This is a genomic window from Herminiimonas fonticola (assembly GCF_003293745.1).
GTDB lineage: Bacteria > Pseudomonadota > Gammaproteobacteria > Burkholderiales > Burkholderiaceae_D > Oxalicibacterium > Oxalicibacterium fonticola.
Genome location: NZ_PTLZ01000001.1, coordinates 445,820 through 458,705, shown reverse-complemented (window position 1 = coordinate 458,705; position 12,886 = coordinate 445,820). Strand labels below are relative to the sequence as shown.

The window sequence follows — 12,886 nt, the reverse complement described above, 5'->3', positions numbered from 1 at the left end:
CTTATTTATTCGGTTGCGGCGTCAGCCGCAGATATGGCCGTTCGGCTTTATAGCCCTTTGGAAACTTCTGCTTGATAACGTCTTCATCCTGAATCGTCAATGGAATGATCACATCATCGCCATCTTTCCAGTTACCTGGCGTGGCAACGGTATGACTATCAGTCAACTGCAATGCATCGATGACGCGCAAGATCTCATCGAAGTTACGTCCTACGCTCATAGGATAAGTCAGCGTCAAACGTACTTTCTTTTGCGGATCAATGATGAATACAGAGCGCACCGTTGCTGTTGCCGATTGATTCGGATGAATCATGTCGTACAGCGTTGCGACCGTTCTATCGGCATCGGCGACGATAGGAAAGCCAACCACGGTTTTCTGGGTGGCTTCGATGTCCGCAATCCACTGCAAATGCTTGTCAGCCGGGTCGACGGATAGCGCAATTGCTTTGACGTTGCGCTTATCGAAGTCCGATTTAAGTTTTGCTGTTAAACCGAGTTCAGTCGTGCATACCGGCGTGAAATCTGCGGGATGCGAAAACAAAACGATCCATGAATCACCTGCCCATTCATGAAATTTGATTTTTCCGATCGAGCTATCCTGCTCGAAATCAGGGGCAATGTCACCCAAACGTAAAGTCATGTTTTCTCCTTTGTAATTGCAATCATGAAAGTTTGACTATAGCTGTGCCAAACCGGTTTCCCAACGACAGATATCAACTATACAAATAACGAGAAGCTATGATCATAGCGCAATGCACGCAATATTTAGAATTGCTTGATGAGCGCCAAGGATTGGGTAAATTTATCGGCTTTTTGAAACCCGATGACACGCCCGCCACGAATTTCCTGGCCATTTTTATCGAAGAATATAATGCCAGGCGGTCCGAATAAGTTAAAGCGGCGCAACAGTTCTTTATCGTGTGCATCGTTTGCAGTGACATCGACTTGCAGCAAAACCATATCGGCGAACTGTGCCTGCACGCGTGGGTCGGTGAAGGTCAGCTTTTCCATTTCTATGCAGGAGACGCACCAGTCGGCATAGAAATCCAGCATCACGTTTTTACCATGCGCTTTTGCAATCGCGGCATCCAGATCAGCCACCGTTTTGACACGATTGAAGGACGCATGTTGAATGCCGTCTTTACGCAAATGCGCTAGCGGCGATAGTGCATCGCGCCCGCCTGTTGTAACACCCACCAATTGAATCAATCCAAGCGCTGCGAAAACCAATCCTATTGCTTTCGAGACCCAGCCACCTTTTGCAGCCCATAGCAAGTAAGCGCCGTAAGCAATGCCGAGCGCGGCCCATGCAATCATTTGCACTGAGTCCGGAATAATCGGCGAGATCATCCAGATCGCGAGTCCCAGCATCAATACACCGAAGAAACGTTTGACCCCAGTCATCCACGCTCCGGCGCGCGGCAGCAAAGCGCCTGCGGACACACCAACCAGCAACAAAGGCACACTCATGCCAGTTGCCATCGCGAACAGCGCGCTACCGCCGACTACGACGTCACGCGTTTGGCTGATATAAACCAGTGCACCAGCCAACGGTGCGGCAACGCATGGGCCGACGATCAAGGCTGAGATGGCACCCATGACAAAGACGCCAAATAGTTTTCCCGCTGTCTGTTGCGACGATGCCTGCGTTAATCTGCTTTGCACGGATGCATGCATTTGCAAGTGATAAACATCAAACATCGATAGTGCGAGGCCCACCATCAAAATAGCAAATGCGCTCAGCACCCAGGGATTCTGCAAGGCCGCCGACAAGCCCTCACCCACCAAGCCGGCCGCAATACCGAGGCAGGTATATACCAGTGCCATGCCGAGTGAATACACAGTCGCCAGCAGCAAACCTCGACTACGCTTTACTTGCGCACCTTCACCAACAATGATGCTCGATAGAATCGGCACCATAGGCAGCACGCAAGGCGTAAATGCCAGGCCAAGGCCCAACAGGAGAAAGAGCGGCATAATCGCCAGCAACTTACCGCTTTGCAGCGAACGTTCAATGCGTCCCATGTCTGAATCCAGAACTACATTCGCGCCTGGGGTCTCACTCAAAGAAGAGGCTTCCACACTCTGCCCATTACCAGATGCATTGCCTGTGGCGGACAGCGTTGCGTGTGCATCCGTAGGGGAATAGCACAAGCCCTTGTCCGAACAACCCTGGCTGGTGGCCGTCAGCGTAAAGCGTCCGTTGGCTTGAACCGGGATACGTATCGTCACGCTGTTGCGATACGTTTCCACATTCTTTTGAAATGTTTCATCGAACTTGATTTTTCCTGCCGGGATCTGTGGTTCGCCCAGGCTCGCATTATTCGCCTTGAAGGCAAATCGCTCGCGGTACATGTAATACCCGTCTGCGATCGCATACGTCACGGCTATCGTTTGTGCATCGGCCATGTGAGCCGAGAATTTGAATGCGACTTCGGGCGCCAGAAAATCTTCATTCGCATGCACTGTGAAAGGCAATGCGCATAGCAAGAGCAGCAAAACGATAACGCGTTTAAAGAACATGCCAGCTTGAAGGAGATTGCTTTCCTGCTTGCTGCAGTAAAAACGATGCGATGCACACAATATCGACAAGAAATTCTTAAGCATTCCGTTCCTTACTCGTTTCCTGTGTGATCCAATCGAGGTATGCCGGCAAGCCATCCACAATCGGGATGGCAATAATTTCAGGCACCGCATACGGGTGCGCCGCCTTGATTACAGCTTCCAACTCGGTGTAGTGCGCAGCGGTCGTTTTGATTTGCATCGCCACTTCATTCGCTTCTTCAAGCTGGCCTTCCCAGCGATAAATCGACCTCATTGCAGGCAGAATGTTGACGCATGCCGCCAGCCGTCGTTCGACTATCAAGCGCCCCAATTGTTCTGCGGCTTCTTCATTTGGTGCGTTGGTTAAAACCAACAGGGCTTGAGATGCAAGCGACATGGCGAAAGCAACACGGCTAAGTGTCGATGTAATTGAGAAGTTCGAAGTAGCAGCGAGAGCATACACATTTCGACAGCAAGGCCCTCTATCTTGCCACAAACAGTGGTAGATCGAAGTGCCAGCCACAAAAGCAAAAGCCAGGCAATGCCTGGCTTTTGTTGTACTTGCAATCGCGTTTGCGATTACTTGCTAGTTGGCTTAATCGCCAGTGTTATCTTCTACAGCTTCGGTGATTTCTGGACGATCAACCAGTTCGATGAATGCCATAGGTGCGTTGTCACCAGCGCGGAAACCCATTTTCAGGATGCGCAGGTAGCCGCCATTGCGGTTTGCGTAACGTGGGCCGAGTTCAGCGAACAGTTTGACAACCATTTCGCGATCGCGCAGACGGTTGAATGCGAGGCGTTTGTTAGCCAGGCTGTCGGTTTTGCCGAGGGTCAGGATCGGTTCGATCACACGACGCAGCTCTTTAGCTTTTGGCAATGTGGTTTTGATTGCTTCGTGACGCAGCAGCGAAACAGTCATGTTGCGCAACATTGCGAGACGATGGGAAGAAGTACGGTTTAACTTACGAAGGCCGTGACGGTGACGCATGGTAATTCCTTTCAGTTTTTGAGTTTAAATCCAGTTCTTCTATCGGCATTGCAGCTAGCAATGGCGCGGACCGGTATCTATAATTTTTACGACGACGGATTCTACTACAAATTCATTGGGACAGAGTTGCCTCTGTCCCGACAAAAATTACTTCTCCAAACCAGCTGGCGGCCAGTTTTCGAGTTTCATGCCCAAAGTCAAACCGCGGGATGCCAGTACTTCCTTGATTTCATTCAGGGATTTACGGCCGAGGTTAGGCGTTTTGAGCAGTTCGTTTTCGCTACGTTGGATCAAATCACCAATGTAGTAAATGTTTTCTGCTTTGAGGCAGTTAGCCGAACGAACTGTGAGTTCCAGATCATCAACTGGACGCAACAGGATAGGATCAACTGCTGGTGCACGCGAAGGTGCATCTGCAGGAGCTTCTGTGCCTTCCAGCGCAGCGAATACATTCAACTGATCCACCAGAACGCGCGCCGATTGACGGATCGCTTCTTCAGGCGTGATCACGCCGTTGGTTTCGATGTTGATAACCAGTTTATCCAGATCGGTACGTTGTTCAACGCGAGCCGATTCCACAGCGTACGAAACGCGGCGAACTGGCGAAAACGATGCGTCAAGAATGATGCGACCGATGGTTTTATTAGTGTCTTCCGACAAGCGACGAACGTTACCTGGCACATAGCCGCGGCCTTTTTCGACTTTGATCTGCATGTCGAGTTTGCCGCCGGCGGTCAAGTGAGCAATCACGTGATCCGGATTAACGAGTTCTACATCGTGTGGCAATTCGATATCGGATGCGAGAACAGCGCCTTCGCCTTCTTTTTTCAGGATCAGTGTGACGTCGTCGCGGTTGTGCAGCTTGAACACAACGCCCTTCAAGTTCAACAACATATCCACGACGTCTTCCTGCACGCCGTCGAGTGACGAGTATTCATGAACAACACCGGCGATAGTAACTTCTGTCGGCGCGTAGCCAACCATAGAAGACAACAGGACGCGACGCAGTGCGTTACCCAAGGTGTGGCCGTAGCCGCGCTCAAACGGTTCCATCACGACTTTAGCGTGACCTGCACCGAGTACTTCGACTTCAATAATACGTGGCTTCAACAAACTGTTTTGCATGAAATGTCCTTTTCAATACCCTCGGCTCATTACACCGATAAGGCTGATGGCATGACGAAAAAAGCCCACCAGATGGTGGGCCGGGAATTCAGAATTAACGTGAATACAATTCGACGATCAACGATTCGTTGACGTCTGCAGCGATTTCGCTACGGTCTGGAAGGGACTTGAAAGTACCTTCCATTTTCTTCGAGTCAACCGCTACCCATGAAGGCATGCCGATTTGCTCAGCCAGCGACAAGGCTTCAACGATACGCACTTGCTTTTTCGATTTTTCACGAACAGCAACGATATCGCCTGGTTTGACTTGGTACGAAGCGATGTTGACAACGATACCGTTGACGGTGAACGCTTTGTGCGAGACCAATTGACGGCCTTCAGCACGTGTCGAACCAAAGCCCATGCGATACACGACGTTGTCGAGACGCGCTTCCAGCAATTTCAACAATGTTTCGCCGGTGTTGCCTTTACGACGATCAGCTTCAGCGAAATAACGGCGGAATTGGCGTTCCAGGATGCCGTACATACGTTTTACTTTTTGCTTCTCACGCAATTGATTGCCGTAGTCAGAGGTACGAGCACCGGAAGTGCGACCATGTTGACCAGGTTTCGAATCAAGTTTGCATTTCGAGTCCAGCGAACGACGTGCGCTTTTCAGGAAAAGGTCGGTACCTTCACGACGGGAGAGTTTTGCTTTAGGTCCAATATAACGTGCCACGAGAATTTCCTTTAGATAGTGACGCCCCGAATGAATCTTCTTACGAAAACCAATTCATTGAGCGCTAGTCTGACCAATCTGCAATCAGACGGTGGGCTTACTAAGAACAAAACCCGCCAAGGTCATTGGCGGGCAGATAACGGCACAACAACGTCCGTTAGAACGAATGCTTAGATACGACGACGCTTTGGTGGGCGGCAACCGTTATGTGGCACTGGTGTGACATCTTGAATCTGGGTAATTTTGATACCGAGATTGTTCAATGCACGAACCGAAGATTCGCGACCTGGGCCTGGGCCTTTGATACGCACTTCAAGGTTCTTGATACCACATTCGATCGCGACTTTACCAGCGGCTTCTGCTGCAACCTGCGCTGCAAACGGGGTCGATTTACGCGAACCTTTAAAGCCGGCACCGCCAGACGTTGCCCATGACAGCGCATTGCCTTGACGATCGGTGATCGTGATGATGGTGTTGTTGAAAGACGCGTGGATGTGCGCGATGCCTTCAGCAACGTTCTTTTTAACTTTCTTACGCACACGTGCTGATGCGGCGTTATTAGGTGCTTTTGCCATAATTCTTTCCTTGAATCCGACGACTAGTCAAACTGCGCTTGGATTATTTTTTCAGCGATTGCGCTGCTTTACGCGGACCCTTGCGAGTACGAGCATTTGTACGTGTACGTTGACCACGGCAAGGCAAGCCTTTGCGGTGACGCATACCACGATAGCAACCCAAGTCCATCAGGCGCTTGATGTTCATCGAGATTTCACGACGCAGATCGCCTTCAACGATGAATTTTGCTATCTCATCGCGCAGCTTTTCCAGCTCGTTATCGTCCAGATCTTTGACCTTTTTAGTGGTCAGAACACCGGTTGTGTCGCAAATTTTTTGCGCACGTGGGCGGCCAATACCATAGATAGCTGTGAGGCCGATTACGGTATGTTGATGATTGGGTACGTTTACCCCTGCGATACGTGCCATTCGTTATTCCTCAAATCAATAACGTTAAATTAACCTTGGCGCTGCTTATGACGCGGTTCGATGCAAATTACTCGAACGACGCCCTTGCGCTTGATGATCTTACAGTTGCGGCAGATCCGCTTAACTGATGCGAGCACTTTCATTTTTGCCCTCTTTCTTACAGTTGATTCGTTTTAAAGTTACTTAGTACGGAACACAATACGTGCCCTACTCAGATCATAAGGTGTCAACTCTACCGTCACCTTGTCACCAGGCAGAATGCGGATATAGTTCATACGCATTTTTCCTGAAATATGACCAAGCACTATGTGCCCATTTTCCAACTTGACTCTAAATGTCGCGTTTGGGAGATTTTCTAGAATCTCCCCCTGCATTTGGATTACGTCGTCTTTTGCCATTCGTTTCGTTTTCCTCGCGCTTAACGCGTCGGAATCCCGCCCTTGAAGTTCGCTTTGCGGAGCAACGATTCATACTGCTGTGACATCACGTAGTTTTGCACTTGCGCCATGAAATCCATCGTTACCACAACAATAATCAGAAGCGATGTACCACCGAAGTAGAACGGTACCTTCCAACGAGCAATCAGGAACTCAGGCAACAAACAAACCAGCGTAATGTAGACCGCGCCAGCCAACGTCAACCGAGTCAAAATCTTGTCAATGTAACGAGCGGTTTGATCGCCAGGACGAATACCTGGAACAAACGCACCACTCTTCTTCAAATTATCGGCTGTCTCTTTGCTGTTGAATACCAGAGCGGTATAGAAGAAGCAGAAGAAAACAATCGCAGCAGCATACAACAGCGCATGTATCGGTTCACCCGGCGCCATCGATGCAGCCAAATCTTTCAGGAAACGAACAAAAGGACTGGTCGTTTCGCCTGATGTGAACCAACTCGTAATCGTCGCCGGAAACAGAATGATCGACGAAGCGAAAATTGGAGGAATCACACCAGCCATATTCAGCTTCAGTGGCAAATGACTGCTTTGACCACCGTAAATCTTGTTACCAACTTGACGCTTGGCGTAATTCACCAGAATCTTGCGCTGACCGCGTTCAATGAACACAACCAGATAGGTAACTGCTGCAACTACCAGACAGATCAGAATCGCCGACAATGCATTCATCGAACCGGTACGAACCAATTCAAACAAACCGGCCACTGCTGTTGGCAAACCTGCCGCAATACCTGCAAAAATGATGATCGAGATACCGTTACCCAAACCGCGTTCGGTAATTTGCTCGCCCAACCACATCAAAAACATCGTGCCAGTAACCAGCGTAATTACTGTTGTCAGACGGAACGCCATACCTGGATCAACGACCAGATTTGCTTGCGATTCCAGCGCAACAGCAATACCCAAACCTTGGAAAGTCGCCAGCAACAACGTGCCGTAGCGCGTGTACTGCGTAATTTTCCGCCGGCCGGATTCGCCTTCTTTTTTCAACGCTTCCAGTTGCGGTGACACTACCGACATTAACTGCATGATGATCGATGCAGAAATGTAAGGCATGATGCCGAGTGCAAAAACTGTAAAGCGGGACAATGCGCCACCGGAGAACATGTTGAACATGCCCAGGATGCCGCCTTGATTTTGCTTGAACAACTGCGCCAATTCGTCTGGGTTAATACCCGGAACAGGAATGTGCGCGCCGATGCGGAATACTACCAACGCACCGAGCAGAAACCACAGGCGATTCCAGGGAAAACCACTGGAAGCGCCTTTAGCAAGCTGAGGAGTAGTTGCCACTATTTACTCCGTTATCAGACTAAACTTAAGCAACCGAACCGCCAGCGGCTTCGATCGCTGCTTTTGCGCCTTTGGTCGCGATCAGGCCTTTGAGTGTCACTTTTTTAGTGAGCTCACCGGACAAGATAACGCGCACAACGCGTGCCAGTTCACCGATAACACCAGCTTGTTTCAATGCCAGGATATCGATTTCCGTTACTGGCAATGCTTCCAGATCGGACAAGCGAACTTCTGCTTTGTACGGTGTTGCCAGCGATTTGAAACCACGCTTAGGCAAACGACGTTGCAAAGGCATTTGACCGCCTTCGAAACCGACTTTATGGAAACCGCCTGAACGGGATTTTTGACCTTTGTGACCACGGCCGGCTGTCTTGCCCAGACCGGAGCCGATACCGCGACCGACGCGACGCTTGTAATGCTTGGCGCCGTCTGCTGGTTGAATAGTATTCAATTCCATGATGTTCTCCGTGTGCAAGCCGAAGCTTACGACACTACTTTCACGAGGTACGATACTTTGTTAATCATGCCGCGCACTGCCGGCGTGTCTTCCAATTCGGATACCGAATTGATACCACGCAAGCCGAGGCCGCGAACGGTAGCACGATGTGTTTCACGTGTACCGATCAAACCTTTGACCAATGTAACTTTAACTGTCTTTGCCATTGTGCTCACCTTAGCCCAGAATTTCTTCGACAGACTTGCCGCGTTTCGCTGCAATTTCCGAAGGGGTATTCATTTTTGCCAAGCCTTCCAATGTTGCACGAACCATGTTGTAAGGGTTGGTCGAACCAGTGGATTTCGCCACGACGTTCGTTACGCCCATTACTTCAAAAATTGCGCGCATTGGACCGCCAGCAATCACACCAGTACCTTCTTTAGCTGGCAGCATCAAAACTGACGACGCGCCGTGCTTGCCGGTAACCGTATGTTGCAAAGTACCGTTTTTCAACGTGACTTTGATCATTTTGCGGCGCGCTTCTTCCATTGCTTTTTGTACGGCTACTGGCACTTCTTTCGACTTGCCTTTACCCATACCGATGCGGCCATCGCCATCACCAACGACTGCAAGTGCTGCGAAACCCATGATACGACCACCCTTGACCACTTTGGTCACACGGTTGACCGCGATCATTTTTTCGCGCATGCCGTCGTCCGGTTTGTCGCTTTGCATTTTTGATTGCATTTTTGCCATGACGATTTTTCCTTAGAACTTCAGACCAGCTTCACGTGCAGCTTCAGCAACTGCTTTAACGCGGCCGTGGTAACGGAAACCGGAGCGATCGAACGCAACTTCGGCGATTCCTGCTTTCAGTGCTTTTTCTGCAACGCGCTTACCAACCAGTGCAGCTGCGGCAACGTTGCCACCCGCACCTGATTGACCAGCCAACTCTTTACGCACTTCAGCTTCAGCGGTCGAAGCAGAAGCCAAAACTTGGGCGTCCGGTCCGATGATGCTTGCGTAGATGTGCAAGTTGGTGCGATGCACTGCCAGGCGAACCACCTTCAACTCGGCGATCTTGGCCCGAGTTTGGCGTCCGCGGCGCAGACGTGATTGTTTCTTATCCATCGTCAACCCTTACTTCTTCTTGGTTTCTTTAATCACAACCACTTCGTCCGAATAACGAACGCCCTTGCCTTTGTAAGGCTCAGGACTGCGGTATGCGCGGACTTCAGCAGCCACTTGACCAACTTGCTGGCGGTTGATGCCTTTGATCAGGATCTCGGTTTGCGTCGGTGTTTCCACTTTCACGCCTGCTGGCATTTGGTGTACTACAGGATGCGAGAAACCCAACGAAAGGTTCAGCTTGTCACCTTGCGCAGCGGCACGGTAACCAACGCCAACCAACGTCAATTTTTTTTCAAAGCCCTTGGTAACACCATTGACCATGTTGTTGACGAGAGCGCGAATCGTACCGGACATCGCATTTGCTTCGCGGCTGTCGTTAGCGGCTTTGAAACTCAAAGTACCGCTGTTGTTTTCGATTTGCACCAAGCCGTTCAACGACTGGGTCAAAGAGCCCAATGGACCTTTAACTGTGATTTGCGCTGCTGTGATGGTCGCTTCCGCGCCACTAGGCAGTGCAACTGGCATTTTACCTACACGAGACATCTTGTGCTCCTTAGGCGACGTAGCAAATAACTTCGCCACCGACACCGGTTGCGCGCGCTTTGCGGTCAGTCATGACACCTTTTGGCGTCGACACAATCGCCACACCCAAACCGTTCATAACGTTTGGAATGTCATCTTTGCCTTTGTAGACGCGCAACCCTGGACGGGACACACGCTCCAAACGCTCGATAACTGGACGACCGGCGTAATATTTCAAACCGATTTTCAGCTCTGCTTTACCAGCAGCTTCTGTCACGGCGTAATCTTCAATGTAACCCTCGTCGCGCAGGACGTTGGCGATGGCAATCTTGACTTTCGACGATGGCATAGCCACTGAAGTTTTGTTCACGACTTGCGCATTGCGGATACGGGTCAGCATATCGGCGATAGGATCGCTCATACTCATTGCTTATTCTCCTATTACCAGCTGGCTTTAGTCATACCCGGAATTTCGCCACGCATGGCGCATTCACGGAGTTTAATACGGCCCAAACCGAACTTACGGAAAGTGCCACGCGGGCGACCAGTCAAAGCGCAACGGTTACGTTGACGAGTAGGAGCCGAGTTACGTGGCAACGCCTGCAATTTCAGGCGCGCTTCGTAGCGCTCTTCTTCCGACTTCGATTGGTCATCAATGATTGCCTTCAACTCAGCGCGTTTGCCGGCGTATTTCTTCACCAGGTCTGCACGCTTTTGTTCACGGTTAATCAGTGCCAGTTTTGCCATGGCAACCTCAGTTTCTGAACGGAAATTTAAATGCGGCGAGAAGCGCTTTTGCTTCTTCGTCGGTCTTTGCAGTTGTCGTGATGCTGATATTCATACCGCGCAACACGTCAATCTTGTCGTACTCAATTTCGGGGAAAATGATTTGCTCTTTCACACCGATGTTGTAATTGCCACGACCATCGAATGCCTTGCCCGAAATACCACGGAAATCGCGCACACGTGGCAACGCAACTGTGATGAAACGATCAAGGAATTCATACATCTGAGCGCCGCGCAAAGTCACCATACAACCGATTGGATAACCCTCACGGATTTTGAAACCCGCAATCGCTTTACGCGCTTTGGTCACAACCGGTTTTTGACCTGCAATCTTGGTCAAATCGCCAACTGCGTGCTCGATGATCTTTTTGTCCGCAATCGCTTCCGACAAACCCATGTTCAGGGTGATCTTCAGGATGCGCGGAACTTCCATTACCGATTTGTACGCGAACTTCGCGGTTAAATCGCCAACGACTTTATCTTTATAAAACTCTTGGAGACGGGCCATGATCTCTTAAACCTTCACTGCTTCGCCGCTTGACTTATAAACGCGGACTTTTTTACCGTCCACATCTTTAAAGCCAGCGCGATCTGCTTTGCCTGTCGCTGCATTGAACAACGCAACATTCGACACATGAATTGGCATCAACTTATCAACGATGCCACCAGTTGCACCAGTCATTGGATTAGGCTTGGTCGCTTTTTTAGCAACATTCACACCCTCAACAACGACATAGTTAGCATCAACGCGACTTTGAACCACGCCACGTTTGCCTTTGTCTTTGCCAGTCAGCACAATGACTTCGTCGCTTTTACGAATCTTATCCATCACGACTCCTTACAGAACTTCAGGCGCGAGAGAAACGATTTTCATGAAGCGCTCAGTGCGCAATTCACGTGTAACCGGTCCAAAAATACGCGTACCAATTGGTTCGAGTTTTGCGTTCAGCAAAACTGCTGCATTGCCGTCGAACTTGACCAGGGAGCCATCTTGACGACGAACACCTTTGGCAGTACGCACAACAACTGCGTTATAAATTTCGCCTTTTTTCACGCGACCACGTGGCGCAGCAACTTTGACAGTGACTTTAATCACATCGCCAATACTTGCGTAACGGCGCTTTGAACCGCCGAGCACCTTGATGCACATCACTTCGCGAGCACCCGTGTTGTCGGCTACTTCGAGCCGGCTTTCTGTTTGAATCATATGTTTTCTTTCCCAACTTAACCTGCTCGCGCACACAATGTGCATTTGCAGTCAGTCTTGGTCCCGGCAGCCTGCCGAAAGCAGTCTGATGAGGTGGACGATTTTCAAAACTTCAATTAATGCAACTTCTGCACTAAAACTTTTACTGCAGCCCTTGCAATCAAGAGATTGCAAGAACGAAGCCCGCCATTATTACACCGAAATAGCGGGCCCGCAACAACTAATTAAACTATTTGTGCAGCTTGTACAACGCGTGTCACGGTCCAAGCTTTAGTCTTGGAGATAGGACGACCTTCTTGAATCTCGACCGTATCGCCAGCTTTTGCCTGGTTACCTTCATTGTGCGCGTGATACTTGTTCGAACGCATAATGATTTTGCCGTACAGCGGATGCTTGACGTGACGCTCGATCAGCACGGTTACGGTCTTGTCCATCTTGTCAGATACGACTTTGCCAATCAACGTACGCTTCAGCGCTTGTTTTACTTGATCGTTCATTATTTGGCGTCCTTCTGATTCAATACCGTTTTCACACGTGCTATGTCGCGACGTACTTTTTTCAGCTGCGACGTATTGTTCAGCTGTTGTGTTGCAATCTGCATACGCAGACCGAACTGCGCTTTCAGCAGATCGTTCAATTCTTTGGTCAAAGCCGCTTGGTCTTTGCCTTGAAGTTCAGATGCTTTCATGTTC

23 protein-coding genes are annotated in these 12,886 nt (G+C 49.9%); all 23 read right to left on the bottom strand.

The features are described from left to right. Nucleotide 1: 1 nt before the first annotated feature. The 23 genes from Hfont_RS02330 to rpmC all read right to left on the bottom strand — a co-directional run bounded on the left by Hfont_RS02330 (nt 2) and on the right by rpmC (nt 12,882). Complete coding sequence (locus Hfont_RS02330) at nt 2-640, bottom strand: peroxiredoxin (protein WP_112990618.1); 639 nt, start codon at nt 638-640, stop codon at nt 2-4. 125 nt (nt 641-765) lie between these two features. After that, nucleotides 766-2,523 carry a protein-disulfide reductase DsbD gene (gene dsbD, locus Hfont_RS02325; RefSeq protein ID WP_112991656.1) on the bottom strand — a complete coding sequence of 586 codons (1,758 nt, stop codon included), beginning with the start codon at nt 2,521-2,523 and terminating at the stop codon, nt 766-768. A 76-nt stretch (nt 2,524-2,599) separates the two neighbouring features. After that, complete coding sequence (gene cutA, locus Hfont_RS02320) at nt 2,600-2,941, bottom strand: divalent-cation tolerance protein CutA (protein ID WP_112990617.1); 342 nt, start codon at nt 2,939-2,941, stop codon at nt 2,600-2,602. 198 nt (nt 2,942-3,139) lie between these two features. After that, nucleotides 3,140-3,535, bottom strand: a complete 396-nt coding sequence (gene rplQ, locus Hfont_RS02315; RefSeq protein ID WP_112990616.1) for a 50S ribosomal protein L17 — start codon at nt 3,533-3,535, stop codon at nt 3,140-3,142. Nucleotides 3,536-3,682: 147 nt separating this feature from the next. Next, nucleotides 3,683-4,660: a DNA-directed RNA polymerase subunit alpha gene (locus Hfont_RS02310; protein WP_112990615.1), complete on the bottom strand. Its 978-nt coding sequence runs from the start codon at nt 4,658-4,660 to the stop codon at nt 3,683-3,685. A gap of 94 nt (nt 4,661-4,754) precedes the next feature. Further along, nucleotides 4,755-5,378 (bottom strand): 30S ribosomal protein S4, encoded by a 624-nt coding sequence (gene rpsD / locus Hfont_RS02305; protein ID WP_112990614.1) that lies wholly within the window; start codon nt 5,376-5,378, stop codon nt 4,755-4,757. 170 nt (nt 5,379-5,548) lie between these two features. Next, nucleotides 5,549-5,953 (bottom strand): 30S ribosomal protein S11, encoded by a 405-nt coding sequence (gene rpsK / locus Hfont_RS02300; RefSeq protein ID WP_112990613.1) that lies wholly within the window; start codon nt 5,951-5,953, stop codon nt 5,549-5,551. Nucleotides 5,954-5,996: 43 nt separating this feature from the next. After that, nucleotides 5,997-6,362: a 30S ribosomal protein S13 gene (gene rpsM / locus Hfont_RS02295; RefSeq protein ID WP_112990612.1), complete on the bottom strand. Its 366-nt coding sequence runs from the start codon at nt 6,360-6,362 to the stop codon at nt 5,997-5,999. 29 nt (nt 6,363-6,391) lie between these two features. Next, the gene (gene rpmJ / locus Hfont_RS02290) at nt 6,392-6,505 is read right to left on the bottom strand and encodes a 50S ribosomal protein L36 (RefSeq protein WP_012081231.1); all 114 of its coding nucleotides are present in this window, start codon (nt 6,503-6,505) and stop codon (nt 6,392-6,394) included. Nucleotides 6,506-6,541: 36 nt separating this feature from the next. Then, entirely contained in the window at nt 6,542-6,760 is a 219-nt protein-coding gene (gene infA / locus Hfont_RS02285) for a translation initiation factor IF-1 (protein ID WP_014004414.1), read from the bottom strand. A gap of 20 nt (nt 6,761-6,780) precedes the next feature. Continuing rightward, entirely contained in the window at nt 6,781-8,112 is a 1,332-nt protein-coding gene (gene secY, locus Hfont_RS02280) for a preprotein translocase subunit SecY (RefSeq protein ID WP_112990611.1), read from the bottom strand. Between the two features lie 25 nt (nt 8,113-8,137). Next, the gene (rplO, locus tag Hfont_RS02275) at nt 8,138-8,569 is read right to left on the bottom strand and encodes a 50S ribosomal protein L15 (RefSeq protein WP_011872510.1); all 432 of its coding nucleotides are present in this window, start codon (nt 8,567-8,569) and stop codon (nt 8,138-8,140) included. Between the two features lie 26 nt (nt 8,570-8,595). Continuing rightward, entirely contained in the window at nt 8,596-8,775 is a 180-nt protein-coding gene (rpmD, locus tag Hfont_RS02270; RefSeq protein WP_206604447.1) for a 50S ribosomal protein L30, read from the bottom strand. Between the two features lie 10 nt (nt 8,776-8,785). Next, nucleotides 8,786-9,304: a 30S ribosomal protein S5 gene (gene rpsE / locus Hfont_RS02265; RefSeq protein WP_112990610.1), complete on the bottom strand. Its 519-nt coding sequence runs from the start codon at nt 9,302-9,304 to the stop codon at nt 8,786-8,788. A 12-nt stretch (nt 9,305-9,316) separates the two neighbouring features. Next, complete coding sequence (gene rplR / locus Hfont_RS02260; RefSeq protein WP_112990609.1) at nt 9,317-9,679, bottom strand: 50S ribosomal protein L18; 363 nt, start codon at nt 9,677-9,679, stop codon at nt 9,317-9,319. A gap of 9 nt (nt 9,680-9,688) precedes the next feature. Then, the gene (rplF, locus tag Hfont_RS02255) at nt 9,689-10,222 is read right to left on the bottom strand and encodes a 50S ribosomal protein L6 (RefSeq protein ID WP_112990608.1); all 534 of its coding nucleotides are present in this window, start codon (nt 10,220-10,222) and stop codon (nt 9,689-9,691) included. Nucleotides 10,223-10,232: 10 nt separating this feature from the next. Next, complete coding sequence (rpsH, locus tag Hfont_RS02250) at nt 10,233-10,628, bottom strand: 30S ribosomal protein S8 (RefSeq protein WP_112990607.1); 396 nt, start codon at nt 10,626-10,628, stop codon at nt 10,233-10,235. A 14-nt stretch (nt 10,629-10,642) separates the two neighbouring features. Beyond that, nucleotides 10,643-10,948, bottom strand: a complete 306-nt coding sequence (rpsN, locus tag Hfont_RS02245) for a 30S ribosomal protein S14 (RefSeq protein WP_112990606.1) — start codon at nt 10,946-10,948, stop codon at nt 10,643-10,645. A gap of 7 nt (nt 10,949-10,955) precedes the next feature. After that, nucleotides 10,956-11,495 carry a 50S ribosomal protein L5 gene (gene rplE, locus Hfont_RS02240; protein ID WP_112990605.1) on the bottom strand — a complete coding sequence of 180 codons (540 nt, stop codon included), beginning with the start codon at nt 11,493-11,495 and terminating at the stop codon, nt 10,956-10,958. Nucleotides 11,496-11,501: 6 nt separating this feature from the next. Further along, nucleotides 11,502-11,816: a 50S ribosomal protein L24 gene (rplX, locus tag Hfont_RS02235; protein WP_112990604.1), complete on the bottom strand. Its 315-nt coding sequence runs from the start codon at nt 11,814-11,816 to the stop codon at nt 11,502-11,504. Between the two features lie 9 nt (nt 11,817-11,825). Then, on the bottom strand, nt 11,826-12,194 hold the full coding sequence (gene rplN, locus Hfont_RS02230) for a 50S ribosomal protein L14 (protein WP_014004403.1): 369 nt from the start codon (nt 12,192-12,194) through the stop codon (nt 11,826-11,828). A 224-nt stretch (nt 12,195-12,418) separates the two neighbouring features. Further along, a complete protein-coding gene (rpsQ, locus tag Hfont_RS02225) occupies nt 12,419-12,691 on the bottom strand; it encodes a 30S ribosomal protein S17 (protein ID WP_011872520.1) in 273 nt (90 codons plus the stop codon). Beyond that, nucleotides 12,691-12,882, bottom strand: a complete 192-nt coding sequence (rpmC, locus tag Hfont_RS02220) for a 50S ribosomal protein L29 (RefSeq protein ID WP_112990603.1) — start codon at nt 12,880-12,882, stop codon at nt 12,691-12,693. The genes rpsQ and rpmC overlap by 1 nt, the downstream gene beginning before the upstream one ends. Between the last annotated feature and the right edge of the window lie 4 nt (nt 12,883-12,886).